Raw genomic sequence first — 25,514 nt, forward strand, 5'->3', positions numbered from 1 at the left:
GATGCCTGCCGTGACTGCCTCTGCCCCCTTTTCCACCGCCCCCGCCGCTCCCACCGCTCCTGTCAAGCTGGTGCGCATCGACCCCAGCGACCTGTCGCAGGCCCGCAGCGGCCAGCCCAGCCGTCCGCTGCGCGGTGACACCACCTACAAGACGCTGGACGTATTCAGCGGCAACGGCGGCAAAGCCAATGCCGGCGTCTGGGAAGCCACGGCCGGGGCCTTCCGCTCCCACATCCAGGGCTATATCGAGTTCTGCCACATCGTCGAAGGCAGCTGCCGCCTGGTGGACCCGGATGGCAGCGTGCACCATTTCCAGGCGGGTGACAGCTTTGTCTTACCCGACGGCTTCAGCGGCCACTGGGAAGTGGACGAACGCGTGAAGAAAGTGTTTGTCACCACCGATGTCGATGCGCCGGCAGCGGCATGAGACCCGTCTGCAGGCGTTGTGCCGGCAGTGTGTTCCGGCGCAGCTAACGCTTTGATTTGCATAGCAGGCACAGCGCATCTGCACTGCGCCGACGGCGCTCACCCCCGGCGATCGCACGGCCGCCGTCCGCCTCCTGTCCCGCCGCCCTTCCTGGCACGTATGTAAGAAGTCGTTTCTGGCATGCGACATGCAATAGCTCTGGTAACCCCGCCTGTGCCCAGGCGGCCTTGTTACCCGCACCCGCCCAGGAGGCGCGCATGCTCGCAGCACCCATGATGGATGACCGCCCCCCCGAAGGACAGCCTCTGTCCGCGACCGATGCCAAATACCTGCGGCAGGCCTTTGTCTGGGCGAATGCGGCCCGCACCCGCGGCAACCGGCCCTTCGGTGCCGTGGTGGTGGCCGCCGATGGGCGCATCCTGGCCGAGGCCTTCAGCAACACCCGCGAGACGGGCGACTGCACCGGCCATGCGGAAATGAATGCCGTGCGCCAGCTGGGCAACCCCCGTGTGGCGCCCGAGCTGCTGGCGGGTGCCACGCTCTATGCGTCGGCCCAGCCCTGCGCCATGTGCGCCGGCGCCATCTGCAACGCCGGTATCGGCCGCGTGGTGTTTGGCCTGGACGATACGCGGCTGCTGCAGATCCGGCCCGACCTGCGCGGCAGCACACTGGACTGCCACACCGTGTTCGACAACGCCACCTATGCCATCACCTGCATCGGCCCGGCCCTGGTCAACGAAGCCCTGGCGGTGTACGAGGACAGCTGGTTCCCGCCCTCCTCCTGATATCCACACCGGCTGGCCCTGCTCTGCTTCGGTGAGCAGTCCAGCCGCCATGGTGCAGCGCTGACGGGCATACGCACCAAGTTGGCACAGTGTCTGCTTGCAGCTTGACCATGCCCTGGCACGCCCACCTCTCCCTCGACTACCACCACCGCACCGGCCGCACGGCCGCGCATTTCACCCACGACGGCCCGCTGCGCGTGCTGCGCAGCCTCTACCCCGAAGGCCCTACCATCTGCCACCATGTGCTGGTCCATCCGCCTGGCGGGCTGGTGGGCGGGGACACCCTGGACATCCAGGTGCACGCCGGAGCCGGTGCCCACGCCCTGGTCACCACCCCGGGCGCCACGCGCTTTTACCGCAGCGAAGGCGAACCGGCACTGCAACGCACGCGCCTGCGGCTGGATGCCGGTGCCCGCCTGGAATGGCTGCCGCTGGAAGCCATTGCCTACAACGGCTGCCTGGCCCGCAACCAGCTGGAACTGGATCTGGCCCCCGGCGCCGAACTGCTGGCCTGGGACATCACGGCCCTGGGTCTGCCCCACGCCGAGGCGCCCTGGCTGCGCGGTGAATTCCTGCAGCACATGGAATGGCCCGGCCGCTGGCTGGAGCGCGGGCTGATCCGCGCCGACGATGGGCCGCTGCTGGATGGCCCGCTGGGCCTGGCCGGCCAGCGCTGCCTGGGCAGCCTGGTGTTTGCCTGCGGCAGCCCCCTGTCCCGTGCCCGCCGGGAACAGGTGCAGGAAGCCACACACGCCTTGCTGGCCAGCCACCCCCAGGGCCCGTGGTGCGGGGTCACCAGCCCCAACGACCATGTGCTGGTGCTGCGCGGCCTGGCCCCGCTGGTGGAGCCGCTGATGCAGCTGTGGCAGCAGGTCTGGGCGCTGTGGCGCCGGCTGCTGTGGGAGCGGGAAGCCCCGCTGCCCCGCATCTGGTCCATGTAGAACGCGAAACGCTTTCCGCGCTGGGTGGTGCCCAGCGCTGCCGCTTACACAGCCGGAAGGCGGCATGGCGCCCATGCCGCACACCGGCCATCAGCGCATGCGGAACACTTCCAGTGTGCGGTGCAGCACACCGGCGTTGCTGCTCATGTGGCCGGCGGAATGGGCTGACACCTCGGACATGCGGGCGTTCTCCTGCGTGACCGCATCCAGCTCGCCAATCGCACGGTCCACCTGCGCAATGCCCAGGGCCTGTTCGCGCGAGGTTTCCACAATTTCCTGCACCAGCTGGCTGACCTGGGCCACCGACTGCACCGCCTGGGAGATGGTGGCACTGGCTTCCTGCATGCGCTCCGCCCCCTGGTGGATGCGGTCGTTGGAGCCGGAGATCAGCCGCTTGATTTCCTTGGCCGCTTCGGCGCTGCGCTGCGCCAGCGTGCGCACCTCGCCGGCCACCACGGCAAAGCCGCGCCCCTGCTCGCCGGCGCGCGCGGCTTCGACCGCCGCATTCAGCGCCAGGATATTGGTCTGGAAGGCAATGCTTTCGATGGTGGTGATGATCTGCCCCATCTGCTGCGACGAATCGCGCAGCTGGTGCACCATGTCCTCCACCTTCTGCATGGCCTGGCCGCCACGTTCCGCCAGCTCGGCGCTCTTGCCGCTTTGCTGCAGCACTTCTTCTGTGGTCTGCTGGGATTGCTCCACGCTGCCAGCCAGCTGCGTCATGGCGGCAGCCGTCTGCTGCAGGCGCTCGGCCTGCAGTTCGGTGCGCTCGGACAGGCTGCGGGCGCTGCCGGACAGATCGCGCGAGAGGTGGCTGAAGCTGTCGATCTCGTGGCGCGCATCGCCCACGATGGCCCGCAGATTGAAATGCACCTGGTGCAGGTGCTCCATCAGCAGCGCCATCGGATGGCGGCCCGGCACCAGCGGCAGCTGGCGGTCCAGCTCGCAACTGGCCAGCTGCTTGGCAAAGCGGTGGGTCAGCGCAAAAGGCTGCGTCAGGGTGCGGTGCAGCCAGCCCAGGCCCAGCGCACTCCACAGCACCATGGCGGCGGCCTGCAGCCCCACCTGCCATGCGGCGGTCCAGCCCAGCACGGCGGGCAGGCAGCCCATCAGCAGCAGCGGCAGGACCACGGCGGCGATGCGCAGCGTGAAGTTGGCGCGCTGCATTTTTCCGAACAGATTGCGCAGCCCCAGCAGGCGCGCATGGCCGGCATGCAGCACCATGTCGGGCTGGCCCTTGGCCCGCTCCTGCGCCAGGCGGGCATAGAGCTGCTCGGCTGCCTGCACCTGTTCGCGCGTGGGCTTGGCCCGCACCGACATATAGCCCACGGGCTTGCCGCCTTGCATGATGGGCGTGACGTGGGCGTGGACCCAGTAGAAGCCGCCATCCTTGCGGCGGTTCTTGACGATGCCCTTCCAGCTCCGGCCGTGGCCGATGGTGGCCCACATATCGCGGAAGGCTTCGGCCGGCATATCAGGGTGGCGCACCAGGCTGTGGGGCTGGCCCATCAGCTCTTCCATGCTGAAGCCGCTGACACGCACGAAGGCGGCATTGCAGTGGGTGATGTTGCCCTGGCTGTCCGTGGTGGACATCAGCAGCTCGTCATCGGGAAACTGGAACTCGTGGAGGGTGACAGGCAGGTTCTGGCGCATGGCAAAGAGAGTGGCGCGGCAAAGCCCGCCGGATGGTGTCAGGGAAAAGAAGAAGGCGAAGCAGCGGGAGGAAAAAAGGAAAGAGAGCTTTCAGGAAGCGCGCTGCATGGGATCTGCAGAAGAGGAATCGGTAACGGAAGGGCTGCACACCGGTGCAGCAGCGCCCCATGCGGGCAGAGCACTCTCACGCCACAGCTGGCGCGAACGCACACCGGCAGCCACTGCCCCTTGCAGCTGCTGCGGGGCCTGGGGCAGGTGATGGCAGCCGGACTGGCGGCGGGCCGAGATCAGCTGCGCGCGGCTGTCATAGCAGCGCCGGCAATGCACGCATTGCGAATCTGCGCCCGGCATGCCCTGCTGCCAGGCACGGTGCAGGTCCAGCGATTTGCCACACAGGCACACAATCCCTCCCGGGTCCGTCATCACCCTGGTACGGTGGCAGAACGCGGGTGCCCTGAAATACTCCATCACACTTCCTCACCCGGCCCCACCGCCGCCAAGGCGAGTGGACGCGCGCTGATCCGCAAAAGTTTCGATTTGTAAATTCTATGGAATTTCCATCTGAATAGAAATTGATGCAAGGCAAGACTGGGGCATTGAAACCGGAATCCAACACCGGTTGCAGTCTGCCCGCCACCGCGGCCACCGCGCTCCCACGGCCCGATGCGCTGGTGCCTGCCTCCGTACTCCCCACGGCGGTGCGCAGTGCGCCCAGCCCGGCTGCGCCCTGCCAGATGCTGGCACCCACGTTCCGCCAGCGCCCACCGAAACTCAGCGAAGCGCTCACTCCGCGGCAGCACCTTTTTTCAAGCGCTTTCATGTTTTTGTCAGAAAAGTGGAAACTCAAGGGTTAACAATTAAGGGATAACCATATAACAACCAAATGAAACTGGCGTTACGGCGCCCGCCCCATTCTGGGGCCCCCCGACAGAGCGGTGCCTGCTGCCCACTGTGGCGACTGACTCCCGGCTGGCGCACTGCCAGCCCCGGTACCAGCCTGCCACGCGGCCTGTGCGGCGCCACCGCGCTTCCAAAAAACGCCCGCCTTTGCGGGCAGAGTGAGAAGGAGTGGACATGTTCCGCCGAACCATCCTGGCCACCACGGTCGCCCTGAGTCTGACTGCCGCCCTGGCCCCCCTGGCCCATGCCAAGGACGCCTGGCCCGTCAAGACCATCACCCTGGTGCAACCCTATGCCCCCGGTGGCACCAGCGACATGCTGGCGCGCATCATCGCCATGGAACTGGAAAAGCGCATCACCGCCAATGTGATCGTGGAAAGCAAGGCCGGCGCCAATGGCAACATCGCCACCGCCTATGTCAGCCGTGCCAAGCCCGATGGCGGCACCTTCCTGGTCGGCTCCAGCAGCCCGGTGGTGATCTCGCCCTCGCTGTACAAGAGCGTGCCCTACCACCCCGAGAAGGACCTGACGCCCATCACCACCATCGCCAAGGCCCCGTTCCTGCTGGTGACCAGCCCCAAGTCGGGAATCCACAACGTGCCGGAACTGATCGCCCAGGCCAAGGCCGGCAAGATCAATTTCGGCTCGGCCGGCGCCGGTTCGCCCCAGCACATGATTGCCGAGATGTTCAACACCGAGGCCAAGATCAAGGTGCCCCATGTGCCCTACAAGGGTTCGGCCCCGCTGGTGGTGGCCGTGATGGCCAACGAGGTGCAGTACGCCATCGACAACCCGGTGCCGCTCAAGCCGCAGATCGACAGCGGCAAGCTCAAGGCCCTGGCCATCACCAGCAAGCACGCCTCGCCCAAGTTCCCCGGCGTCAAGAGCCTGCATGAGCTGGGCTTCACCAACTTCGAGGTGGAACCCTGGTACGGCATGATCGGCTCCAAGGGCCTGCCCAAGGACCTGGCCGAGCGCATGAACAAGTATGTGCAGGACATCCTGGCGCAGGACCACGTCAAGCAGAAGATCTCCGAACTGGGCGCCGACGCGTTTGGCATGTCCACCGGCGAGTTCGCCAAGCTGATCAGCGCGGACATCAAGAAGTGGGGCGCCGCCGTCAAGGCCTCGGGCGCCACGGCGGACTGACCGTCCTCCGTACCCCGGACCGACAAAAACGACCTCCTATGGAGGTCGTTTTTTTCATGGTGCCGCAGGCGCCCGGCCCCAGGGCCTCCGCATCTGACGTTCAGATCGCCACCAGCTTCTGGATGCCTTTTTCCTGCATCTCGCTGCCCGGCCCGCTAGCAATCACCTCGCCGCGCTCCATCACCAGGTAGTGGTCGGCCAGTTCCTCGGCAAAGTCGTAGTACTGCTCGCACAGCAGCACGGCCATGCCACGCTCCTTGGCCAGCATGCGGATCACGCGGCCGATGTCCTTGATGATGCTGGGCTGTATGCCTTCGGTGGGCTCGTCCAGAATCAGCAGCCCCGGCGCAGGTGCCAGCGCACGGGCAATGGCCAGCTGTTGCTGCTGGCCGCCGGACAGGTCACCGCCGCGGCGGTGCAGCATCTGCTGGAGCACCGGGAACAGCGCATACAGATCCTGCGGAATCGGCGTGCGACCGCTCTTGTAGGCCAGGCCCATGCGCAGGTTGTCCTCCACGCTCAGACGGCCAAAGATCTCGCGCCCCTGGGGCACAAAACCGATACCGCTGCGCGCGCGCTCGTACGGCGTCAGGCCCTGGATGGGCTTGCCGTTCCAGCTGATGGTGCCGCTCTTGATCGGCACCAAGCCCATCAGGCTCTTGAGCAGCGTGGTCTTGCCCACGCCGTTGCGGCCCAGCAGCACGGTGATGCTGCCGGGCACGGCCTGCACGCTCACATCGCGCAGGATGTGGGAGCCGCCGTAGTACTGGTGCAGGTTGCGAACTTCAAGCATCGGGTTCCATCCATTTCCGGAGCGTCTGCACGCTCTCCATATTCATAGCAGCGTCTCAGCGCCCCAGGTAGACCTCGATCACGCGCTCATCGGCCTGCACCTGGGCCAGCGTGCCTTCGGCCAGCACGCTGCCGTCGCACAGCACGGTCACTTTTTCGCTGATGGTGGCGATGAACGACATGTCGTGTTCCACCACCATCAGCGAATGCTGGCCCTTGAGGCGCAGGAACAGCTCGGCCGTGCGCGCAGTTTCGTCGTCCGTCATGCCCGCCACCGGTTCATCGAGCAGCAGCAGCTTGGGGTCCTGCATCAGCAGCATGCCGATCTCCAGCCACTGCTTCTGCCCGTGGCTGAGCTCGCCGGCCATGCGGTGCACGCTGCCCGCCAGGTGGATGGTGTGCAGCACCTCGGCCAGGCGGTCGCTCTGCGTGCTGTCGAGCCGGAAGAACATGCTGTGCTTGACCCCCTTGTGGGTCTTGAGCGCCAGCTCCAGGTTCTCGAACACCGTGAGCTGCTCGAAGACCGTGGGTTTCTGGAACTTGCGACCGATGCCCAGCTGGGCGATCTGGGGCTCGTTGTGGCGCAGCAGGTCGATGGTGGAGCCGAAGAACACGGTGCCGCTGTCGGGCCGGGTCTTACCGGTGATGATGTCCATCATCGTGGTCTTGCCCGCGCCATTGGGGCCGATGATGCAGCGCAGCTCGCCCGGGGCGATGTCCAGGTTCAGACCGTTGATGGCCTTGAAGCCGTCAAAGCTGACATGCACGTCCTCCAGGTACAGGATGCGGCCGTGCGTGGTGTCCACCTCACCCGGTGTGGCGATGCGCGAGTAGCCCGCCTTGCGCCCGCCGGATTCCGTGTCCTGCGCCGCCTTGACCGCCACCGCCTGCATGCGGCGCGTGCCTTCTTCCATCAGATCGGGCGTCATGCGCGGCCCTCCTCTTTGCTGCTCTTGCTGCTGTCCACCGGCTTGCGGCGACGCAGCTTGCGCACCAGTCCGGCAATGCCATCGGGCAGGAACAGCGTCACCACAATGAACAGGCCGCCCAGAAAGTACAGCCAGAATTCCGGCGCCACCACCGTGAGCCAGCTCTTGGCACCGTTGACCACGAACGCGCCGGCAATGGGGCCGACCAGGGTGCCGCGTCCGCCCACGGCCGCCCAGATGGCGATCTCGATCGAACTGGCGGCCGACATTTCGCCAGGGTTGATGATGCCCACCTGCGGCACATACAAGGCACCGGCCACGCCGCACATCATGGCGCTGATGACCCAGATGGTGAGCTTGTACTGCAGCGGCGAGTAGCCCGAGAACATCACCCGCGTCTCCGCGTCGCGGATGGCCTGCAGCACCCGGCCGAACTTGCTGCCCACCAGCCAGCGTGCCAGCAGGAAGAAGCCCAGCAAGGTGCAGCCGGTGATGACGAACAGTGCCATGCGCATTTCCTGCGTGGCCAGTGGCATGCCCAGGATGCGCTTGAAGTCGGTGAAGCCGTTGTTGCCGCCAAAGCCGGTTTCGTTGCGGAAGAACAGCAGCATGGCCGCATAGGTCATGGCCTGCGTGATGATGGAGAAATACACGCCCTTGATGCGCGAGCGGAAGGCGAACCAGCCGAACACAAAGGCCAGCACGCCGGGCACGGCCAGCACCAGGATGACCGTGGCCACAAAGCTGTCCGACAGCGCCCAGTGCCAGGGGAATTCCTTCCAGTCCAGGAACACCATGAAGTCGGGCAGGCTGCTCTGGTAGCTGCCGTCGGTGCCGATCTGGCGCATCAGGTACATGCCCATCACATAGCCGCCCAGCGCGAAGAACAGGCCGTGGCCCAGGCTCAGGATGCCGGTATAGCCCCAGATCAGGTCCATGGCCAGCGCGCAGATCGCGTAGCACATGATCTTGCCCAGCAGGCGCACGGCGTAATCCGACAGGTGCAGGGCGCTGCCTTCGGGCACCCACAGGTTGAGCACCGGTGCCAGCGCACACACGGCGATCAGCGCCAGCATGAAGGCCGACCAGCCGGCCTTGCTCAGCAACGGTCTGCGCCCCGGCAGGGACGAGGCCGGCAGCAGCACATTCGTTTTCAAGGAAGATGTCGTCATATCAGTGGTCCTTGGCGGAGCATGGGAGGCCGCCCGCGTTCGGCGCAGACAGCGCGCAGGCGCCGCGCTGCAGCGGGGCGATTGCCCCTTGCGAGGGGAAGCGGCACCAGAGCACAGGGGATGGCTGCATGGTCATTCCGCGCTACGGCCTTTCATGGCGAAGATGCCCTGCGGGCGCTTCTGGATGAAGGCGATGATGAACACCAGCACCGCGATCTTGGCCAGCACCGCACCGGTCCAGCCTTCCAGGAACTTGTTCAGCAGGCCCAGGCCCAGTGCGGCGTAGACGGTGCCAGCCAGCTGGCCCACACCACCAAGCACCACCACCATGAACGAGTCCACGATGTAGCTCTGCCCCAGGTCCGGCCCCACATTGCCCACCTGGCTGAGGGCGCAGCCGGCCAGCCCGGCGATGCCGCTGCCCAGTGCAAACGCCATGGTGTCCACCCGTGCGGTGTTCACCCCCATGCACGAGGCAATCGGGCGGTTCTGCGTGACGCCGCGCACGAACAGGCCCATGCGGGTTCGGGCGATCAGGTAGGCCACGCCGGCCAGCACCGCAAACGCGAACACGATGATGACCAGCCGGTTCCACGGCAGGGTGAGATTGGGCAACACCTGCAGGCCGCCGCTCATCCACACCGGGTTTTCCACAGCCACGTTCTGCGCTCCAAAGGTGGAGCGCACCAGCTGCATCAGCACCAGCGAGATGCCCCAGGTGGCCAGCAAGGTCTCCAGCGGTCGGCCGTACAGAAAGCGCAGCACGCCGCGTTCCATGATGGCGCCCACAAGGGCCGATGCCAGAAAGGCCGCCGGCACGGCGGCCAGCAGATACCAGTCAAAGAATTCGGGGAGGTAACTGCGGAACACGCCCTGCACCAGGTAGGTGGCGTAGGCGCCGATCATCATCAGCTCGCCGTGGGCCATGTTGATCACGCCCATCAGGCCGTAGGTGATGGCCAGGCCCAGCGCCACCAGCAGCAGGATGGTGCCCAGGCTCACGCCGGTGAAGGCCACGCCCAGCCGTTCGCCCCAGGCCAGCTTGTCGGCCACCTCGGCCTGTGCGCGCTGCAGCGCAAGCTGCACCTTCTCATCGGTTTCCTGGGCCTGCCGCTCATTCAGCAGCAGGCGCGTGGCCGGGGTGGCACGCTGCGCCAGCTGGGCCGCAGCCTTGATGCGCTGGGCGGGGTCTTCGCTGCCCAGTTGGGCGGCCGAGCGGGCCAGCTCCAGCTCGGCCTTGACGGCCGCGCTGCGCTCCTGGGCCATGGCCTTGTCCAGCAGCGGCAGGCGGTCGGGGGTGGCGCCTTTGAGCATGGCGCGTGCCGCGTCCAGCCGCGTGGCCTCGTCGCCCACCAGCAGATTCAGGGAGGCCAGCGCACTGCCGATCTCGCGGCGGATGCGGTTGTTGGTGCCCACGTCTTCGGCCCCTTCGGGCACGGGCACGGGCTGGCCGGTGACAGGGTCCACGCCCTGCCCGGCACGCACGATGAGTGCGCGGCCTGCGGCGACCTGGACGTCACCGTCCTGCATGGCCTGCAGAAAATCTGCAGTGCGCTGGCCATCGCCATGGGCCACGGCATCGGCCATGGCGGCCACGCGCGAGGCGTTGTCGCCGTCGGCCATGGCCAGCGCCTGCTCGGCCGTCAGGGCCTGGGCCGGGGCCTGCCACAGCGCGCCGCAGGCCACAGCGGCTGCCAGCAAGGGCCGGATCGTGCGCAAAATTCTGAACAACATAGAAACTCTTGCCTGTCTGGTTGTGACAACGGCCCGTCGCACAGGACGGGCCGTGGAGGAAACCGCACATGTCCGCCGGGGGTGCACACCAGGCACGCACCCCTGCGGCGGCTGCGTTATTTCTTCTCGGGCTCGTCCTTCTTCTTGTCGTTGCCGTCGATGTAGGGGCTCCAGGGCTGGGCCTTGATCGGGCCCTTGGTCTTCCACACCACGTTGAACTGGCCGTCGGCCTTGATCTCACCGATCAGCACGGGCTTGTGCAGGTGGTGGTTCTTGGGGTCCATGGTCAGCGTGAAGCCGCTGGGCGCCTTGAAGGTCTGGCCGGCCATGGCGGCGATCACCTTGTCCGCATCGGTGGACTTGGCTTTCTCGACGGCCTGCTTCCACATGTGGATGCCGACATAGGTGGCTTCCATCGGGTCATTGGTCAACGGCTTGGTGGACTGGCCGGGCAGCTTCTTGGCCTTGGCGTAGGCCGACCACTGCTTGATCCAGGCGTCGTTGGTGGGGTTCTTCACGCTCATGAAGTAGTTCCACGAGGCCAGGTGGCCCACCAGGGGCTTGGGGTCCAGGCCGCGCAGCTCTTCCTCACCCACCGAGAAGGCGACCACGGGCACATCGGTGGCCTTGATGCCAGCGTTGCCCAGCTCCTTGTAGAACGGCACGTTGGAGTCGCCGTTGATGGTGGACACCACCGCCGTCTTGCCGCCGGCAGCGAACTTCTTGATGTCCGCCACGATGGTCTGGTAGTCGCTGTGGCCGAAGGGGGTGTAGGCCTCCATGATGTCCTTGTCGGCCACGCCCTTGGCCTTCAGGAAGGCACGCAGGATCTTGTTGGCCGTACGGGGATAGACATAGTCGGTGCCCAGCAGCACCCAGCGCTTGGCGTTGCCGCCGTCGTCCCCCATCAGGTATTCCACTGCGGGAATGGCCTGCTGGTTGGGCGCTGCGCCGGTGTAGAACACGTTCTTGGAGAGTTCCTCGCCTTCGTACTGCACGGGGTAGAACAGCAGGGAGTTGGTTTCTTCATAGACCGGCAGCACCGACTTGCGGCACACCGAGGTCCAGCAGCCGAAAGTGACCGCCACCTTGTCCTGGCTGACCAGCTGCTTGGCCTTTTCCGCTGCCAGCGGCCAGTTGGAGGCGGTGTCGATCACCACGGGCTCCAGCTTCTTGCCCAGCACGCCACCCTTGGCATTGATGTCCTCGATGGTCATCAGGGCCATGTCTTTCAGCGCGGTTTCCGAAATCGCCATGGTGCCCGACAGCGCGTGCAGCACGCCCACCTTGATGGTGTCGGCGGCCTGGGCGGACAGGGCCGTGAAGCCGATGCCGGCGACCGCTGCTGCAGCGGCCAGGGTCTTGAGGGTGAAACGACGGGGCATGAAGGAACTCCTCTCTTGGATAAGGGGGTGGTGTTGCCTGTGCCAGCGGCCAATGCAATCACCATGACCTGCATGCTAAAAATCCGCCCGGCTGGCGTATATACGCCGGATGGCGTACGCCATGGCCGCCCACCGTACCGTTGCCCGCCTAGCCGCCCTGGCGCAGCCGCCCCAGCGCCGATGCCGCGGCCGCGGTGCGCGTTTCCACCCCCAGCTTGGTGTGGATGCGTTCCAGGTGCTTTTTCACCGTGGCCGGGCTGCTGCCCAGGATGTCGGCAATGTCGCGGTTGATCTTGCCCTGCGCCACCCAGTACAGCACCTCGGCTTCCTTGCCGGTCAGGGCAAAGGCGTCGCGCAGCAGGGTGATGGCGGCGCTGCCGGATTCCTCGCGCATGACCACCAGCAGTTCCCCCGCCTCGCCTTCTTCCATTGGCGGATGCAGGTGCAGCAGCAGGCGTCCGTCGGCACCGCCTTCCGCCGCAGGCTGTACCGGGGTCAGTGCCATGCGCGGCGGCTCGCCGGCGCCGCCGGCCACCACGGCGGCATGCTGGCGTGCCATCCATTCCTGCACGGCCGCAGGCACCACGGGCAGGCCCAGGCCGCCGTAGCGCTGCAGCAGGGTGCGCGCCAGCGGGGTGTGCCACAGCACCCGCCCGTCGCCCACGCGCACCGTCATGCTGGCGTAGCCAAAGGCATCCAGGGCGCTGCGGGCCTGCAGGGCCTGCTGTGTCTGCTGCCGTGCGCGGCGGGCGGTGGCCAGGTGCACGCCCATGCGCGCCAGCACCTCGGCCGGTTTCAGCGGCTTGGTGACATAGTCCACACCACCGGCGGCCAGCGCCGCCACCACATGCTCGGTCTCGGTCAGCCCGGTCATGAAGACCACGGGAATCGGTGCGGTGCGTGCATCCGCCTTCAGCCGGCGGGCCACCTCGAAACCGTCCATGCCCGGCATCATGGCGTCCAGCAGGACGATGTCCGGCTGGGCCTGCAGCGCACGCTGCAGCGCCTGCTCGCCCGACAGGGCCACCAGCACGGTGTAGCCGGCTTCGTCCAGCGCATCGTGCAGCACGGCCAGGTTGTCCGGGACATCGTCCACGATCAGCACCACGTCGTCCTGCGCATTCATGCTGCGGCCCTCCGTTGCAGCGGCGGCTGCCCCAGCAGCTGCGCCATACCTTCCAGATCAAACTGCTGCGCCATGCCGCGCAACTGCGCCCACAGCACCGCATGCTGGGGGTGGGCGGCCTCCAGGGCCTGCAAAGCCTGGCGCACGCCGCGCACATAGCCTAGTTCCACGGCCTGGCGCAGCGCGGACAGGTCCACGTGCATGCCGATTTCCATATCCATGCCCAGCTCCGCAGCCGGCCGGGGCATGGCCGCCGGCGCCCCATCCGTCCGGACCGTTTCCGGTGCCGCAACCGGGGCCGTCTGCGCAAGCGGTGCTTCATCCGCGTACTGCCAGGAAAGCTGCAGCCTGCGGCCCAGCCACAGCAGCAGTTCGCTGTGGCGCACGGGCTTGGTGTGAAAGTCCTGCGGGGTGATGCCCACATCGTTGGGCAGTTCACGGTCGAAGGCATTGGCCGAGACCACGGCGCAGGCCATGGCACTGCCGTGCATGGCACGCAGGCGGCGCAGCGTCTCCCAGCCGTCGATGCCCGGCATGGCCAGGTCCATGAACACGGCATGCGGCACCCAGCCTTCGGCCACCAGGGCCAGCGCCGCATGGCCGCTGGCGGCCAACTGCACGTCCAGCCCCAGCGGGGCCAGCAACTGCAGCAGCACGCCCCGGTCGGCCTCTTCGTTGTCCACCACCAGCACGCGCCGGCGTTCCCCGGCATAGCCCACCGGAACCCGCAACGGCGCCACAGCGACTGCGGCCATGTCGTCGACCGAGGGCAAAAACCAGCTCACCTGGAAGCATGCCCCGGCGCCGGCCCGGCTTTCCACCGTCAGCGCGCCACCCATCAGCTCAGTCAGCATCTTGGCCATGGTCAGGCCCAGGCCGGCGCCGCCCGTGCCCCCCGCACTGCTGCCGCGCGCAAAGGGCTCGAAGATGTGCACCAGTTCGTCCTGTTCCATGCCGGGGCCGGTGTCGATCACGCGCAGCGTGGCCATCTGGCGCGCATAGCGCACCTGCAGCGTCACGCTGCCCTGGGTGGTGAACTTGATGGCATTGCCCAGCAGGTTGATGGCGATCTGGCGCAGGCGCTTTTCATCCGCCCGCACCACCGCCGGAAGGCTGCCTTGGACGTCGTAGTGGAATTCCAGGCCCTTGGCCTGGGCCTGCAGCGCAAACAGGTCGGCCAGGGACTGCATGCCTTCGGCAAAGCGCATGGGCGCGACCTGCAGCGCCAGCTTGCCGGATTCGATGCGGGCGATGTCCAGCGTGCCTTCGATCAGCGACAGCAGGTGTTCACCCCCCCGGCGGATTACCTGCACCGCGTGCTGGCGGTGCGGCGGCACGCTGTTGTCTGCCCCCATCAGCTGTGCATAGCCCAGGATGCTGTTGAGCGGCGTGCGCAGCTCGTGGCTGATGGCGCTGAGGTAACGGCTTTTGGCCTGGTTGGCCTGGTCGGCGGCTTCGCGCGCGGCTTCGGCAATGGCGCGCGCCTCCTCGGCCAGCTTGCGGGCGGCCTGCAGTTCGGCATCGGTCTGCTGGTGCAGGGCGATTTCCCGCACCAGCAGGCCGGTCTGGCGGTTGGATTCTTCCTGCGCCACGCGCCGGCTTTTCTGGGCCAGCACCAGCCACCAGGCCACGATGCCGGCGATCAGCAGCAGGCCCAGATAGGCCTTGAGCAAGGTGGCCCGGACCGAAGCCGCCGCTGCCTGCACCGTGGCGGGCGATGCCGCGCGCTCCAGCGTCTGCAGCTCCTGGTGGTAGAGCAGCCCCAGCACGGCGGCCAGCACCGGGGCGATCACCAGCATCAGCAGCAGGAAGTGACCCAGGCCTTTGTCCAGCAGCTGCCACAGCGGCCGGGGCAGCAGCCAGCGCAGGGCGCTGCGCCACTGCACGGCCAGATGGGCCTGCGGCTTGCAGACATCGCCGCAGCGCGCATCCAGCGTGCAGCACAGCGAGCAGATGTGGCCGCCATAGGCCGGGCAATGCGCCATATCCGGCGCCTCGTAGCTGCGGTCGCACACCGTGCAGCGCAGGGTGGCGGTGGCCGTGGCGGCACCGCCGGCACTGCACTGCGTGCAGCTGGCACAACCCGACTGCGCGCTGCGCGCAATGTAGTAGCGGCCCCGGGTGGCCCAGGCGATCAGCGGTGCGCTGACCAGGGCCACGACCATGGCGATCACGGCCGAGAAGGCCTGCGCCAGCGGACCAAACGCCCCCAGGTGCGCGGCGATCGACAGGCAGGAAGCCAGCGCCATGGCGCCCACCCCCACGGGGTTGATGTCGTACAGGTGGGCGCGCTTGAATTCGATCCCCGGCGGCGACAGGCCCAGCGGCTTGTTGATCACCAGATCGGCCACCACGGCCATGATCCAGGCGATGGCCAGGTTGGAATACAGGCCCAGCACCTCGCCCAGGGCGCGGAAGACGTTCATCTCCATCAGCATGAAGGCGATGAAGGTGTTGAACACCACCCACACCACCCGGCCAGGATGGCTGTGCGTGAGGCGCGAGAAAAAATTGCTCCAGGCCAGCGAACCAGCATAGGCATTGGTCACATTGATCTTGAGCTGGGAGATCACCACAAACAGCGCCGTGGCCGCCACCGCCCAGCTGTAATGGGGAAACACGTTTTCGTAGGCGGCCAGGTACATCTGGTTCGGGTCCACCGCATGCTCGGCCGGTACGGCGTGGGAAATCGCCAGGTAGGCCAGCAGCGCCCCGCCCAGCATCTTGGCCACGCCCAGCACCACCCAGCCCGGGCCGCCCAGCAGCACCCCCGCCCACCAGCGCCCGCGCTGGCCGGGTACGGGCTGGGGCATGAAACGCAGGTAATCGGCCTGTTCGCCCATCTGCGTGATCAGGGCAATGCCCACGGTCAGCGCGGCGCCGAACAGCGGCAGGCTGAAGCCGGCGCCGGCATTGCGCTCGCCGCCGTAGTGCAGCACCTCGCTGAACACCTGGGGCTGCTTGATGGCCACATAGACAAACGGCACCACCAGCATGACCAGCCACAGCGGCTGGGTCCACACCTGCAGCCGGCTGATGATGGACACCCCGTGGGTGACCAGCGGAATCACCAGCAGCGCACACACCAGGTAGCCCCAGGCCGGCGGGATGTCCAGCGCCAGGTCCAGCGCATAGGCCATGACCGCCGCCTCCAGCGCAAAAAAGATGAAGGTGAAGCTGGCGTAGATCAGCGAGGTGATGGTGGAGCCGATATAGCCAAAGCCCGCACCGCGCGTGAGCAGGTCCATGTCCAGCCCGTAGCGCGCGGCATAGATGCTGATGGGCAGGCCGGCCGCAAAGATGATCAGCCCCGTGGCCAGAATGGCCCAGAAGGCATTGGCCCAGCCGTACTGCACCAGCAGCGTGGCCCCCACGGCCTCCAGAATCAGGAACGAGGCCGCACCGAAGGCCGTGTGCGCCACACGTGCATGGGACCATTTGCGAAAGCGCTGCGGGGTGTAGCGCAGCGCGTAGTCTTCCAAGGTCTCGGTCGCCACCCAGGTGTTGTAGTCGCGGCGTACCTTGACCACCTGCTGCGCGGCAGGCGCCGCCACAGCCTGCTCGGCCGCGGCTGCGGGGGGGTTGTCAGCAACAGTGGTCAGCGGGGGACGGGCCATGGAGACCCACGCTTGCAGCTTTCATGCCGCGCCGCACGCACGCCACCACCATGGCGCCCGGCAGGTACGCGACCGCCCGCGCCCACCTCCACCTCAATGGCACCGCTGCGGCACACCCTACCTGGCCATCCCCAACCCATGCATGCACCACAAAAAGGCATGCACCACAAACAGGCAACCCCTTGGCTGCACTATTTTTGTGCGCACAGGCTTCGCCAAAGCGGTGCAGCACTTGGCACAGCGCTTGCATCGCCTGTGGGCATGGAACTCACACCTCGCGAAAAAGACAAGCTGCTCATCTTCACTGCGTCGTTTCTGGCGGAGCGGCGCCGTGCACGGGGACTCAAGCTGAACTACCCCGAATCCGTGGCCCTGATCAGCGCCTATGTGCTGGAAGGCGCACGCGACGGAAAGACGGTGGCCCAGCTGATGAGCGAAGGCCGTACGGTGCTGACCCGCGACGATGTGATGGAAGGCGTGCCGGAGATGATTCCCGACATCCAGATCGAAGCCACCTTCCCCGATGGCACCAAGCTAGTCACGGTGCACGACCCCATCGTCTGAGCGCTGCCACGACCGTTCCCACTGCACCGCACATTGCACCGCCTATTGCGCTACCTCGTGCCCTTTCGCCAGCCGGCTCTCCCCTTCTTGCCCAGACTGCCATGAAAACCAAACACCTCCTCACCACCCTGACCGCAGCAGCGGCTGCCCTGCCCCTGTCCGCCCTGGCCCATGTGGGCGCGGATGGTGGCGGCCACCACAATTTCCTGGACAGCCTAACCCATGCCTTCGCCCACCCGTTCACCGGCGCCGACCACCTGGCCGCGATGCTGGCGGTGGGTGCCTGGAGCGCGCTGACCGTCACCCCCGCCTGGCGCGCGCCGGCGGCGTTTGTCGCGCTGCTGGTGGCCGGTGCATTGGCCGGTTTTGCCGGCCTGTGGGTGCCGGGCGTGGAGCCGATGATTGCCGCTTCCGTGCTGGTGCTGGGCCTGCTGGTGGCCGTGCAGAAGAAGATGCCCTGGGTGCTGGCCGCTGCGCTGGCGGGCGTGTTCGCCTTTTTCCATGGCGCCGCCCATGGCTTTGAGTTGGCGGGCGACACGGGCTGGGCTGCGGTTGGTGCCCTGACCGGCATTGCGCTGGGATCGGGCCTGTTGCATGTCTGCGGCATGGTGCTGGGCAAGGCCGTGATGCAGCGCCACCAGTGGGCGGCCAAGCTCGGCGGCGGGGCCACGGCGGCCCTGGGTGCCTTCATGCTGACCAAGCTGGCATAAACCGGAGGCCCGCATGATCCCCGGAGAACTGCTACTGGACGAGGGCGCCCACCCTCTCAACCCGGGCCGCCGCACCGTGGCCCTGGTGGTGCGCAACGCCAGCGACCGGCCCATCCAGGTCGGATCGCACTACCACTTTGCCGAAACCAATGCGGGACTGTCCTTCGACCGCGACGCCGCACACGGCATGCGCCTGAACATCGCCAGCGGCATGGCCGTGCGCTTCGAGCCGGGCCAGCAACGCACGGTGGAGCTGGTGGACATGGGCGGCGACCGCAAAATCTACGGCTTTCGCGGCCTGGTACAGGGAGACTTGTGATGGCACAGATGGACCGACGCGCCTACGCCGAAACCTTTGGCCCCACCGTGGGCGACCGCGTGCGCCTGGCCGACACCGAGCTGCTGATTGAAGTCGAGAAAGACTTCACGCTGGCCGCGGGCGGCTATGGCGAGGAAGTGAAATTCGGCGGCGGCAAGACCATCCGCGACGGCATGGCGCAAAGCCAGCGCAGCCGTGCGCAGGGCGCCATGGACACGGTGCTGACGAATGCGCTGATCATTGACCACTGGGGCATCGTCAAGGCCGACATCGGCCTGCTGGGTGGCCGCATTGCCGCCATCGGCAAGGCGGGCAACCCGGACACGCAGCCGGGGGTGGACATCATCATCGGCCCGGGAACCGAGATCATCAGCTGCGAAGGGCTGATCGTCACCGCGGGCGGCATCGACACGCACATCCACTTCATCGCACCACAGCAGATCGAAGAGGCGCTGACCAGTGGCGTGACCACCATGATCGGCGGCGGCACGGGCCCGGCCACCGGCACCTTTGCCACCACCTGCACGCCCGGTCCCTGGAACATGGAACGCATGCTGCAGGCCGCCGACGCCTTCCCCATGAACCTGGGCTTTCTGGGCAAGGGCAACGCCAGCCTGCCACAGGGCCTGCACGAGCAGATCAGCGCCGGGGCCATCGGCCTGAAGCTGCACGAAGACTGGGGCAGCACGCCCGCCGCCATCGACAACTGCCTGACCGTGGCCGAGGAAACCGACACGCAGGTGGCCATCCACACCGACACGCTGAACGAGTCCGGCTTTGTGGAAGACACCGTGGCCGCCTTCAAGGGCCGCACCATCCACACCTTCCACACCGAAGGCGCGGGCGGCGGCCATGCGCCCGACATCCTGAAGGTGGTGGGCGAGGCCAATGTGCTGCCCAGCTCCACCAACCCCACACGCCCCTACACCATCAACACGCTGGACGAACACGTCGACATGCTGATGGTCTGCCACCACCTGGATGCGGGCATTGCCGAAGACCTGGCCTTTGCCGAAAGTCGCATCCGCAAGGAGACGATTGCGGCCGAGGACATCCTGCACGACATCGGCGCGATCAGCATGTTCAGCTCCGACAGCCAGGCCATGGGCCGTGTGGGAGAGGTGATCCTGCGCACCTGGCAGACCGCGCACAAGATGAAGCTGCAGCGCGGTGCACTGCCAGGTGATGGCGCGCGCAACGACAACTTCCGCGTCAAGCGCTACATCGCCAAGTACACGATCAATCCCGCCATTGCCCACGGCATCAGCCACGAAGTGGGTAGCATCGAAGTGGGCAAATGGGCAGACATCGTGCTGTGGAAACCCGCTTTCTTTGGGGTCAAACCCGCCTGCATCCTAAAAGGCGGCTTCATTGCCATGGCCGCCATGGGCGACCCCAATGCGTCCATCCCCACGCCGCAACCGGTGCACTACCGGCCCATGTTTGGCAGCTTTGGCGGCGCCATCGCCAGGACCTCGCTCACCTTTGTCTCGCAGGCCGGCCTGGCCGCGGACATTGGCCAGCGCTTCGGCCTGCACAAGACGCTGTCGGCCGTGAAAGGCATTCGCGGCGTGCGCAAGCAGCACATGGTCCACAACGACCTGGCCCCCCACATGGAAGTGGACGCCCAGACCTATGCCGTGCGTGCCAACGGGGACCTGCTGACCTGCGAGCCCGCGCACAGCCTGCCAATGGCGCAGCGCTATTTCCTGTTCTGAGGGCCGCGCATGCCCTGCCTAGCCCTGCGGCTTGCCCGCCCTGAACCACGCCAGCCAGTCACCGGCGGGCACGCGCGGGCAGCGGGCCAGGGCCTGCGGCAGGGCTTCATACACCAGCATGCGGCAGGTCACGACCAGCCCATCCCCCTGCTGCACGGTCTGGGTCAGCAGCCGCTTGCGGTACTGGCCCAGATCCTGCGGCCAGATGTCTTCCAGCTGGTCCAGCTGCTGCTCCAGCGCGGGATGCAGCGGGTAGACCTCGGCCAGCACCGGGCCGCAGCCATCCAGCTGCAGTCCGGGCCACTGGCCCATGTCCCACAAGCTGCCCTGCAGCCAGGTGGTACCCACCTGCGCAATGCCGGGCTGAAAGCGCCGGATGTCATTGCTGCCGCCTTCACGCAGCGTGCCGTACACCGCCACATGGTCTGCACCGCAGCTGTGCCAGGGCGGCATCGCCGCAGGAAAAGGCTGGAAATCGTCTCTTGACATGCATGTCATGCTATCGCTTTCAAAGTCCTTTTTGCACCTGAATTCACCATGTTGACCGCCAACAAACTGCTGCCCCAAGGCCAAGGCCTGTCTGCCCCCCTGCTCAAACGCGCTGCGACCGTGGAGCTGGACTGGGATGTGCGCCAGAAGAGCCGCTTTGCCGCCACCGACAGCCAGGGCCGCGAACTGGCGATCTTTCTTCCGCGCGGCCAGGCCGTGCGCGGCGGCGACGTGCTGGTGGCCGAGGATGGGTCCCTGGTCCGCGTGCTGGCGGCGCCGCAGAAAGTGCTGCACATCACCGCCTGCGCGGTGCACGGATCGCCCTTCGACCTGATGCGCGCCGCGTACCACCTGGGCAACCGCCATGTCCCGATCGAGCTGCAGCCCGACCATCTGAAGATTGAGCCCGACCATGTGCTGGCCGATATGCTGCGCAGCATGCACATGACCGTGGTGGAAGCCGATCTGCCGTTCGAGCCGGAAGGCGGAGCCTACGGCGGCCATGTGACCAATGACGGCCACAGCCACCACCACCATGGCCATGCGCACAGCCACTCCGATGGGCACAGCCATGACCACGGGCACGCCCATGACCACGGCCATGCGCACGATCATGGTCACGGGCATGACCACGGAAAGTGCAACCACGGATGAACTGGCTGTTCCTGATCGCCGCCGGCCTGTGCGAGATCTTCTACGCCGCCGCCATGCCGCGCACCGAAGGTTTCACCCGCCTGGGCCCCAGCCTGTTCTGCGTGGCGTTCATCGCGGCGAGCATGTACCTGCTGTCGCTGGCCACGCGCAGCATTCCCGTGGGTACGGCCTACGCCGTCTGGGTGGGCATTGGCGCCGTGGGCACCGCCGCCTACGGCATGCTGTTTCTGGACGAAGACCGGAGCCTGGCCCGCATGGCCTGTTTCGGCATGATCGTGATGGGCATTGTGGGCCTCAAATTCCTGGGCCTGCGCGGAGAACCAGCATGACCAGCAGCGCTCCCTTGCAGCTTGCACCCAGCAGCTTTCTGCAGCTGATGTGGCTGGCCTCGCCCGCCTTGCCGATCGGTGGCTTTTCCTATTCGGAAGGGCTGGAATCCGCCATCCAGGCGGAGCGGGTCACGAACGAAAGCGAAGCCGCACACTGGCTGGTACAGCAGCTGCACCTGACCCAGTCCCGCGGCGACATGGCGGTGATTGCGCAGGCAGCTGCGGCCTGGCACAGCGATGACCGCGAGCGCATTGCCGCACTCAACCAATGGGTGCGCACCACACGCGAAACCAGCGAGCTGCGGCTGCAGACCGAGCAGATGGGCCGGTCGCTGGTGGACTGGCTGCGCAACCGCCATACCGGTGATGCGGCGCTGCAGCCCGCCATCGCCTGGCTGGGCACGCAGGATGCCAGCTACCCGATTGCGTTCTCGTTTGCGGCGCACTGCACCGGCGCCACGGGCCGCGACGCGCTGCTGGCCTATGCCTTCGGCTGGGCCGAGAACATGGTGCAGACCGCCATCAAGGCCGTGCCGCTGGGCCAGAGCGCAGGCCAGCGCATCCTGGCGCAGCTGACCCAGAACATACCGCAGGCGGTTGACCATGCCCTGGCCCTGCCAGACCATGGGCGGCAAGCCTTTTCCCCCATGCTGGCGATTCTGTCGGCCCAGCATGAACACCTGTATTCACGCCTTTTCAGATCATGACCACCTCTGCACTGCACCACATCCCCCACCGCACCAAGAAACTGCCGCCGCTGCGCGTGGGCATTGGCGGGCCCGTGGGCTCGGGCAAGACCACGATCCTGGAGATGCTCTGCAAGGCCATGCGCGACAAATGGGACCTGGTCGCCATCACCAACGACATCTACACCAAGGAAGACCAGCGCCTGCTGACCATCAGCGGCGCGCTGCCGGCCGAGCGCATCATGGGTGTGGAGACCGGAGGCTGCCCCCACACGGCCATCCGCGAAGACGCGTCCATCAACCTGGAAGCCATTGACCGCATGCTCAAGGACTTCCCCGATGCCGACATCGTCTTCATCGAGTCAGGCGGCGACAACCTAGCCGCGACCTTCAGCCCCGAACTGTCGGATCTGACGATCTATGTGATCGATGTGGCCGCCGGCGAAAAAATCCCGCGCAAGGGCGGCCCCGGCATCACCAAGAGCGATCTGTTCGTCATCAACAAGACCGACCTGGCCCCGCATGTGGGCGCCAACCTGGACATCATGCGCAGCGACACCGTGAAGCAGCGCACAACGCCCAAGGGGCTCAAGCCTTTTGTGATGACCAACCTCAAGACCCTGGACGGGCTGGATGAGGTGGTGCAGTTCATCGAACGCCAGGGCCTGCTGCAGACCGCCTGATTGCGCCGCGCGGCCCCGGAGGCCGCCGCGCTTTGTGTAGAATCGACGCCTTCGGAGGTTTGGGTGAGTGGTTTAAACCAGCAGTCTTGAAAACTGCCGAAGGAGTGATCCTTCCGTGAGTTCGAATCTCACAGCCTCCGCCAGATAGCTAATAAAAAAGCGCCTTTCCGGCGCTTTTTTATTTTGGTCTATATCGCTAAAGATTGCGCTGCGGGCTTCTTGCCTTGTCGCACAGGTTTCTATGCGGATACGTTCACGCTTGCGCAGTGAGAAGTAGCTTTCCGCCATGACATTGGCGTGCCAATTTCACCGCCTGCGCGAGACCGGCCGCCGAGTCGACACAGATCAGCCCGTCAGCCCGTCCCTGTCAGATACCAAGCGAGCGTTGCCGCCAGAACGACGGCTCAGGCATGACCCCCATCCCTGCCTGGGCGTTGTCCAGCATGTGTTCCGAACGGCTGGTCCCTGGAATGACACAAGTGACGGCCGGATTGCTGAGCACAAACTTCAGCAACACCTGCGCCCAGCTGGTGCAGCCGATTTCCTGCGCCCAGTCTGGCAAAGGCCTCTCCCGCAGCCCCCGCAGCAGCCCTCCTCCGCCAAACGGCTGATTGATCAGCACGGCGACGCCCTTGTCCATCGCCAGAGGAAGCAGCGTCTCGGCAGCGCTTTGGTCATCCACCGCATAGTTAATCTGCAGGAAATCCAGTGGCTCGCGCCGGAGCACGGCCTCCACTTCGCGGAATGCGGAGGACGTGTAGTGCGTGATCCCCACATACCGGACCTTGCCCTGCTTTTTCCACTCACGCAGCGTCGCCAAGTGCGTCTGCCAGTCCACCAGGTTGTGCACCTGCATCAGGTCCAGCTTGTTCGTACCCAACAGCGACATGGATGCTTCCATTTGCCGTATTCCAGCCTCGCGCCCGGAAGTCCAGACCTTGGTCGCCAGGAATGCCTTGGTACCGTGGTTCGACTTCGCCAGGAGCTCCCCGGTGGTCTTTTCGGAGCGCCCGTACATGGGCGAGCTGTCCAGAACCGTTCCGCCTGCATCAAAGAGCGCCTCCACCACACCTGGCAGACGCGCATACTCGGCACTGCCTGGGGCATGGCCAAAGCCCTGCCAGGTGCCGCAACCGACCACTGGCAGCAGCTCGCCCGTCGAGGGAATTTTTCGTGTCAGCATCTTTCCTCCCTGGGCCCCAGCTGTCGCGGCCAACGCACCTGGCCCAAGGGCCGCGGAGAGCGCTGCCGCCGCAGTGGCTCGCAGGAGCTGCGCCCGGTTGATGCCTGCAGAACATGGTCCAATAGGTTCGGTCATGTGGCCTCCGAAGTAGTGAGAGATTCCTTGGTGGTGGCGGCATCAGCCCTCTGCCGCATGGTGTCCTGACGCTTTGCGAGCCAGACGCACAGCGCACACCACGTTGCGGCTACAGGCATGGCAACCACAGCCATGCCTCCCAGCCCGACACCGACTGCAGACAGCGCCGAAGACAACCAGCCACTGACCGCATCGCCTCCACGGTACACCAGCGTCTCAATGGCGTTTTTCGCCTTGTATTTCTCTTCGCGGCTGACCACGGTGAACAGTACCTCGCGCGCCGGTCTGGCAATCGCGTAATCCAGCGCGCGCCGCGCTACCTGCACCAAGGCGAGAACCAGGAGCGTCGGCGCCAGCGCGAGCGCGCCAAACGCAACCACCGTCACCACTGGCAGTATGGCCAAGCAGAGCACCAGCCCGAATCGCTTCATCAGGCGTCCGGTGAGGAAGACTTGCAATGCCAGCGTCAGCGACGAGACACTGAAGTCGACTGCCGCGAAATACCGGGTTCTGGAGACGGTATCGGTCAACGACTCGGCAACGATGCGGCCCTGCTCAAAGTACAGAAACGTTGACGCAGCGGTGTGCAGCAGCAGATACGCACATATACCCAACAAATAGGGGGACCTGGCAATCAAGGACAGCCCCGCCCACACCTGGCCGCCCAATGGGCTCGACTGGGGATGTGCTGCCTGAGCGCTGTCGCCGCCTTCCCTGGATGGGGCGGGATATATCCCACGGAAGCAACGCAATGCCACCTCCAGGAGCAAGGCAGCGAGCAAAGCAAGCGCCATGGGGCCAAGCAAGCTCACGGCCGCTGCAGCCAAAGCGGGTCCGACGATGGTGCCAAACGTCCCTCCTGCAGCGATGAATCCGAAGAGCCTGCGGCCCTGCTCACTGCTGAAGCAGTCGTCCAGCACGCTCCAGAAAATGCTGACAACGAACAGGTTGAAGACGCTCACCCACACGAAGAAGGTTCTTCCCAGCCACACGCTGTCCGCATGGAGGGCCATCGCAGCACTGAATGCCAGCAAGGTCACCGCGAAGAGACGGTAGGCGAGCGGTACAAACCGGCGCGGTGACAACTTCGTGACCAGGAAGCCAAACGCTGGCACCAGCAAAAGCATCGTGACGAAGGTGGCGGTGAAAAGCCAGCGCAGCTCTTGCGGCCCACCCACAAGACCCATGGCATCCCGCAGCGGTCTCAGCAGGTAGTAGCCCGACAGCAGGCAGCCGAACCAGGCAAAGCCCAAGAGCACCGCCTTCACTTCATCGGGCTCGACGGCAACCACACGGCGCAAAAGCCGATGCGTGTATGACGCCGCGCCCGGCACGCTACCCAAGGGGGGAATGGCCATGTCAAAGACTGAAGTGAGAAGTGAATCGACCAGATTTTGGTAGCCCGTTCACAGGCCCTGCGTCCATTCCAATCGG

23 protein-coding genes and 1 tRNA gene are annotated in these 25,514 nt (G+C 66.0%); 13 read left to right on the forward strand and 11 right to left on the reverse strand.

The genetic code is table 11. From position 1 onward, the window contains the following. The first annotated feature begins 10 nt into the window (after positions 1–10). From CT3_RS16555 to CT3_RS16565, 3 genes are all read left to right on the forward strand, one after another. On the forward strand, positions 11–427 hold the full coding sequence (locus tag CT3_RS16555) for a cupin domain-containing protein (RefSeq protein ID WP_066537390.1): 417 nt from the start codon (positions 11–13) through the stop codon (positions 425–427). A 257-nt stretch (positions 428–684) separates the two neighbouring features. Next, a complete protein-coding gene (locus tag CT3_RS16560; protein WP_225608723.1) occupies positions 685–1,212 on the forward strand; it encodes a nucleoside deaminase in 528 nt (175 codons plus the stop codon). A gap of 110 nt (positions 1,213–1,322) precedes the next feature. Next, positions 1,323–2,153 (forward strand): urease accessory protein UreD, encoded by an 831-nt coding sequence (locus tag CT3_RS16565; protein ID WP_066536722.1) that lies wholly within the window; start codon positions 1,323–1,325, stop codon positions 2,151–2,153. Positions 2,154–2,243: 90 nt separating this feature from the next. Here the strand turns inward: CT3_RS16565 and CT3_RS16570 are convergent, their stop codons facing one another. Next, entirely contained in the window at positions 2,244–3,806 is a 1,563-nt protein-coding gene (locus CT3_RS16570; protein WP_066536728.1) for a methyl-accepting chemotaxis protein, read from the reverse strand. 1,074 nt (positions 3,807–4,880) lie between these two features. On the opposite strand from CT3_RS16570, the gene CT3_RS16575 reads away from it, so the two are divergent. Further along, the gene (locus CT3_RS16575; RefSeq protein ID WP_066536734.1) at positions 4,881–5,855 is read left to right on the forward strand and encodes a Bug family tripartite tricarboxylate transporter substrate binding protein; all 975 of its coding nucleotides are present in this window, start codon (positions 4,881–4,883) and stop codon (positions 5,853–5,855) included. 100 nt (positions 5,856–5,955) lie between these two features. Here CT3_RS16575 and urtE read toward each other — a convergent pair whose 3' ends face one another. The 7 genes from urtE to CT3_RS16610 all read right to left on the reverse strand — a co-directional run bounded on the left by urtE (position 5,956) and on the right by CT3_RS16610 (position 16,610). After that, a complete protein-coding gene (urtE, locus tag CT3_RS16580; protein WP_066536735.1) occupies positions 5,956–6,648 on the reverse strand; it encodes an urea ABC transporter ATP-binding subunit UrtE in 693 nt (230 codons plus the stop codon). Between the two features lie 55 nt (positions 6,649–6,703). Next, positions 6,704–7,576, reverse strand: coding sequence for an urea ABC transporter ATP-binding protein UrtD (gene urtD / locus CT3_RS16585; protein WP_066536741.1), 873 nt, complete (start codon positions 7,574–7,576; stop codon positions 6,704–6,706). Then, entirely contained in the window at positions 7,573–8,748 is a 1,176-nt protein-coding gene (urtC, locus tag CT3_RS16590; RefSeq protein WP_066536754.1) for an urea ABC transporter permease subunit UrtC, read from the reverse strand. Before urtC ends, urtD begins: the two co-directional genes overlap by 4 nt. 132 nt (positions 8,749–8,880) lie before the next feature. Beyond that, positions 8,881–10,482 carry an urea ABC transporter permease subunit UrtB gene (gene urtB, locus CT3_RS16595; protein WP_066536756.1) on the reverse strand — a complete coding sequence of 534 codons (1,602 nt, stop codon included), beginning with the start codon at positions 10,480–10,482 and terminating at the stop codon, positions 8,881–8,883. Between the two features lie 116 nt (positions 10,483–10,598). Next, positions 10,599–11,867 carry an urea ABC transporter substrate-binding protein gene (gene urtA / locus CT3_RS16600; RefSeq protein ID WP_066536757.1) on the reverse strand — a complete coding sequence of 423 codons (1,269 nt, stop codon included), beginning with the start codon at positions 11,865–11,867 and terminating at the stop codon, positions 10,599–10,601. Positions 11,868–12,015: 148 nt separating this feature from the next. Further along, positions 12,016–12,993, reverse strand: coding sequence for a response regulator transcription factor (locus CT3_RS16605; RefSeq protein WP_066536760.1), 978 nt, complete (start codon positions 12,991–12,993; stop codon positions 12,016–12,018). Then, the gene (locus CT3_RS16610; protein ID WP_066536767.1) at positions 12,990–16,610 is read right to left on the reverse strand and encodes a hybrid sensor histidine kinase/response regulator; all 3,621 of its coding nucleotides are present in this window, start codon (positions 16,608–16,610) and stop codon (positions 12,990–12,992) included. Before CT3_RS16610 ends, CT3_RS16605 begins: the two co-directional genes overlap by 4 nt. A gap of 261 nt (positions 16,611–16,871) precedes the next feature. Between CT3_RS16610 and CT3_RS16615 the strand changes: the two genes are divergently transcribed. From CT3_RS16615 to ureC, 4 genes are all read left to right on the forward strand, one after another. Continuing rightward, positions 16,872–17,174, forward strand: coding sequence for an urease subunit gamma (locus tag CT3_RS16615; RefSeq protein ID WP_066536769.1), 303 nt, complete (start codon positions 16,872–16,874; stop codon positions 17,172–17,174). A 101-nt stretch (positions 17,175–17,275) separates the two neighbouring features. After that, positions 17,276–17,884 (forward strand): HupE/UreJ family protein, encoded by a 609-nt coding sequence (locus tag CT3_RS16620; protein WP_066536773.1) that lies wholly within the window; start codon positions 17,276–17,278, stop codon positions 17,882–17,884. 13 nt (positions 17,885–17,897) lie between these two features. Next, on the forward strand, positions 17,898–18,203 hold the full coding sequence (locus tag CT3_RS16625; RefSeq protein WP_066536775.1) for an urease subunit beta: 306 nt from the start codon (positions 17,898–17,900) through the stop codon (positions 18,201–18,203). Next, entirely contained in the window at positions 18,203–19,921 is a 1,719-nt protein-coding gene (gene ureC / locus CT3_RS16630) for an urease subunit alpha (RefSeq protein ID WP_066536784.1), read from the forward strand. The genes CT3_RS16625 and ureC overlap by 1 nt, the downstream gene beginning before the upstream one ends. An 18-nt stretch (positions 19,922–19,939) precedes the next feature. Here ureC and CT3_RS16635 read toward each other — a convergent pair whose 3' ends face one another. Continuing rightward, complete coding sequence (locus CT3_RS16635) at positions 19,940–20,410, reverse strand: gamma-glutamylcyclotransferase family protein (RefSeq protein WP_225608722.1); 471 nt, start codon at positions 20,408–20,410, stop codon at positions 19,940–19,942. Between the two features lie 48 nt (positions 20,411–20,458). Between CT3_RS16635 and ureE the strand changes: the two genes are divergently transcribed. The 5 genes from ureE (at position 20,459) to CT3_RS16660 (ending at position 22,905) form a co-directional block, all read left to right on the forward strand. Then, positions 20,459–21,064, forward strand: coding sequence for an urease accessory protein UreE (gene ureE / locus CT3_RS16640; protein WP_066536787.1), 606 nt, complete (start codon positions 20,459–20,461; stop codon positions 21,062–21,064). After that, positions 21,061–21,393 carry a DMT family transporter gene (locus CT3_RS16645; RefSeq protein ID WP_066536798.1) on the forward strand — a complete coding sequence of 111 codons (333 nt, stop codon included), beginning with the start codon at positions 21,061–21,063 and terminating at the stop codon, positions 21,391–21,393. Before ureE ends, CT3_RS16645 begins: the two co-directional genes overlap by 4 nt. Then, positions 21,390–22,100 carry an urease accessory protein UreF gene (locus CT3_RS16650; protein ID WP_066536804.1) on the forward strand — a complete coding sequence of 237 codons (711 nt, stop codon included), beginning with the start codon at positions 21,390–21,392 and terminating at the stop codon, positions 22,098–22,100. Before CT3_RS16645 ends, CT3_RS16650 begins: the two co-directional genes overlap by 4 nt. Continuing rightward, positions 22,097–22,762 (forward strand): urease accessory protein UreG, encoded by a 666-nt coding sequence (ureG, locus tag CT3_RS16655; RefSeq protein WP_066536813.1) that lies wholly within the window; start codon positions 22,097–22,099, stop codon positions 22,760–22,762. The genes CT3_RS16650 and ureG overlap by 4 nt, the downstream gene beginning before the upstream one ends. A 53-nt stretch (positions 22,763–22,815) precedes the next feature. After that, positions 22,816–22,905 (forward strand) — tRNA-Ser (locus CT3_RS16660). 224 nt (positions 22,906–23,129) lie between these two features. Here the strand turns inward: CT3_RS16660 and CT3_RS16665 are convergent. Together CT3_RS16665 and CT3_RS16670 are read right to left on the reverse strand one after the other, a co-directional pair. Then, the gene (locus CT3_RS16665; protein WP_172591841.1) at positions 23,130–24,047 is read right to left on the reverse strand and encodes an aldo/keto reductase; all 918 of its coding nucleotides are present in this window, start codon (positions 24,045–24,047) and stop codon (positions 23,130–23,132) included. Between the two features lie 29 nt (positions 24,048–24,076). Then, the gene (locus CT3_RS16670; RefSeq protein ID WP_083520436.1) at positions 24,077–25,438 is read right to left on the reverse strand and encodes an NTP/NDP exchange transporter; all 1,362 of its coding nucleotides are present in this window, start codon (positions 25,436–25,438) and stop codon (positions 24,077–24,079) included. Between the last annotated feature and the right edge of the window lie 76 nt (positions 25,439–25,514).

Origin of the sequence: Comamonas terrigena NBRC 13299 (genome assembly GCF_006740045.1) — a bacterium.
Taxonomy (GTDB): Bacteria; Pseudomonadota; Gammaproteobacteria; order Burkholderiales; family Burkholderiaceae_C; genus Comamonas; species Comamonas terrigena.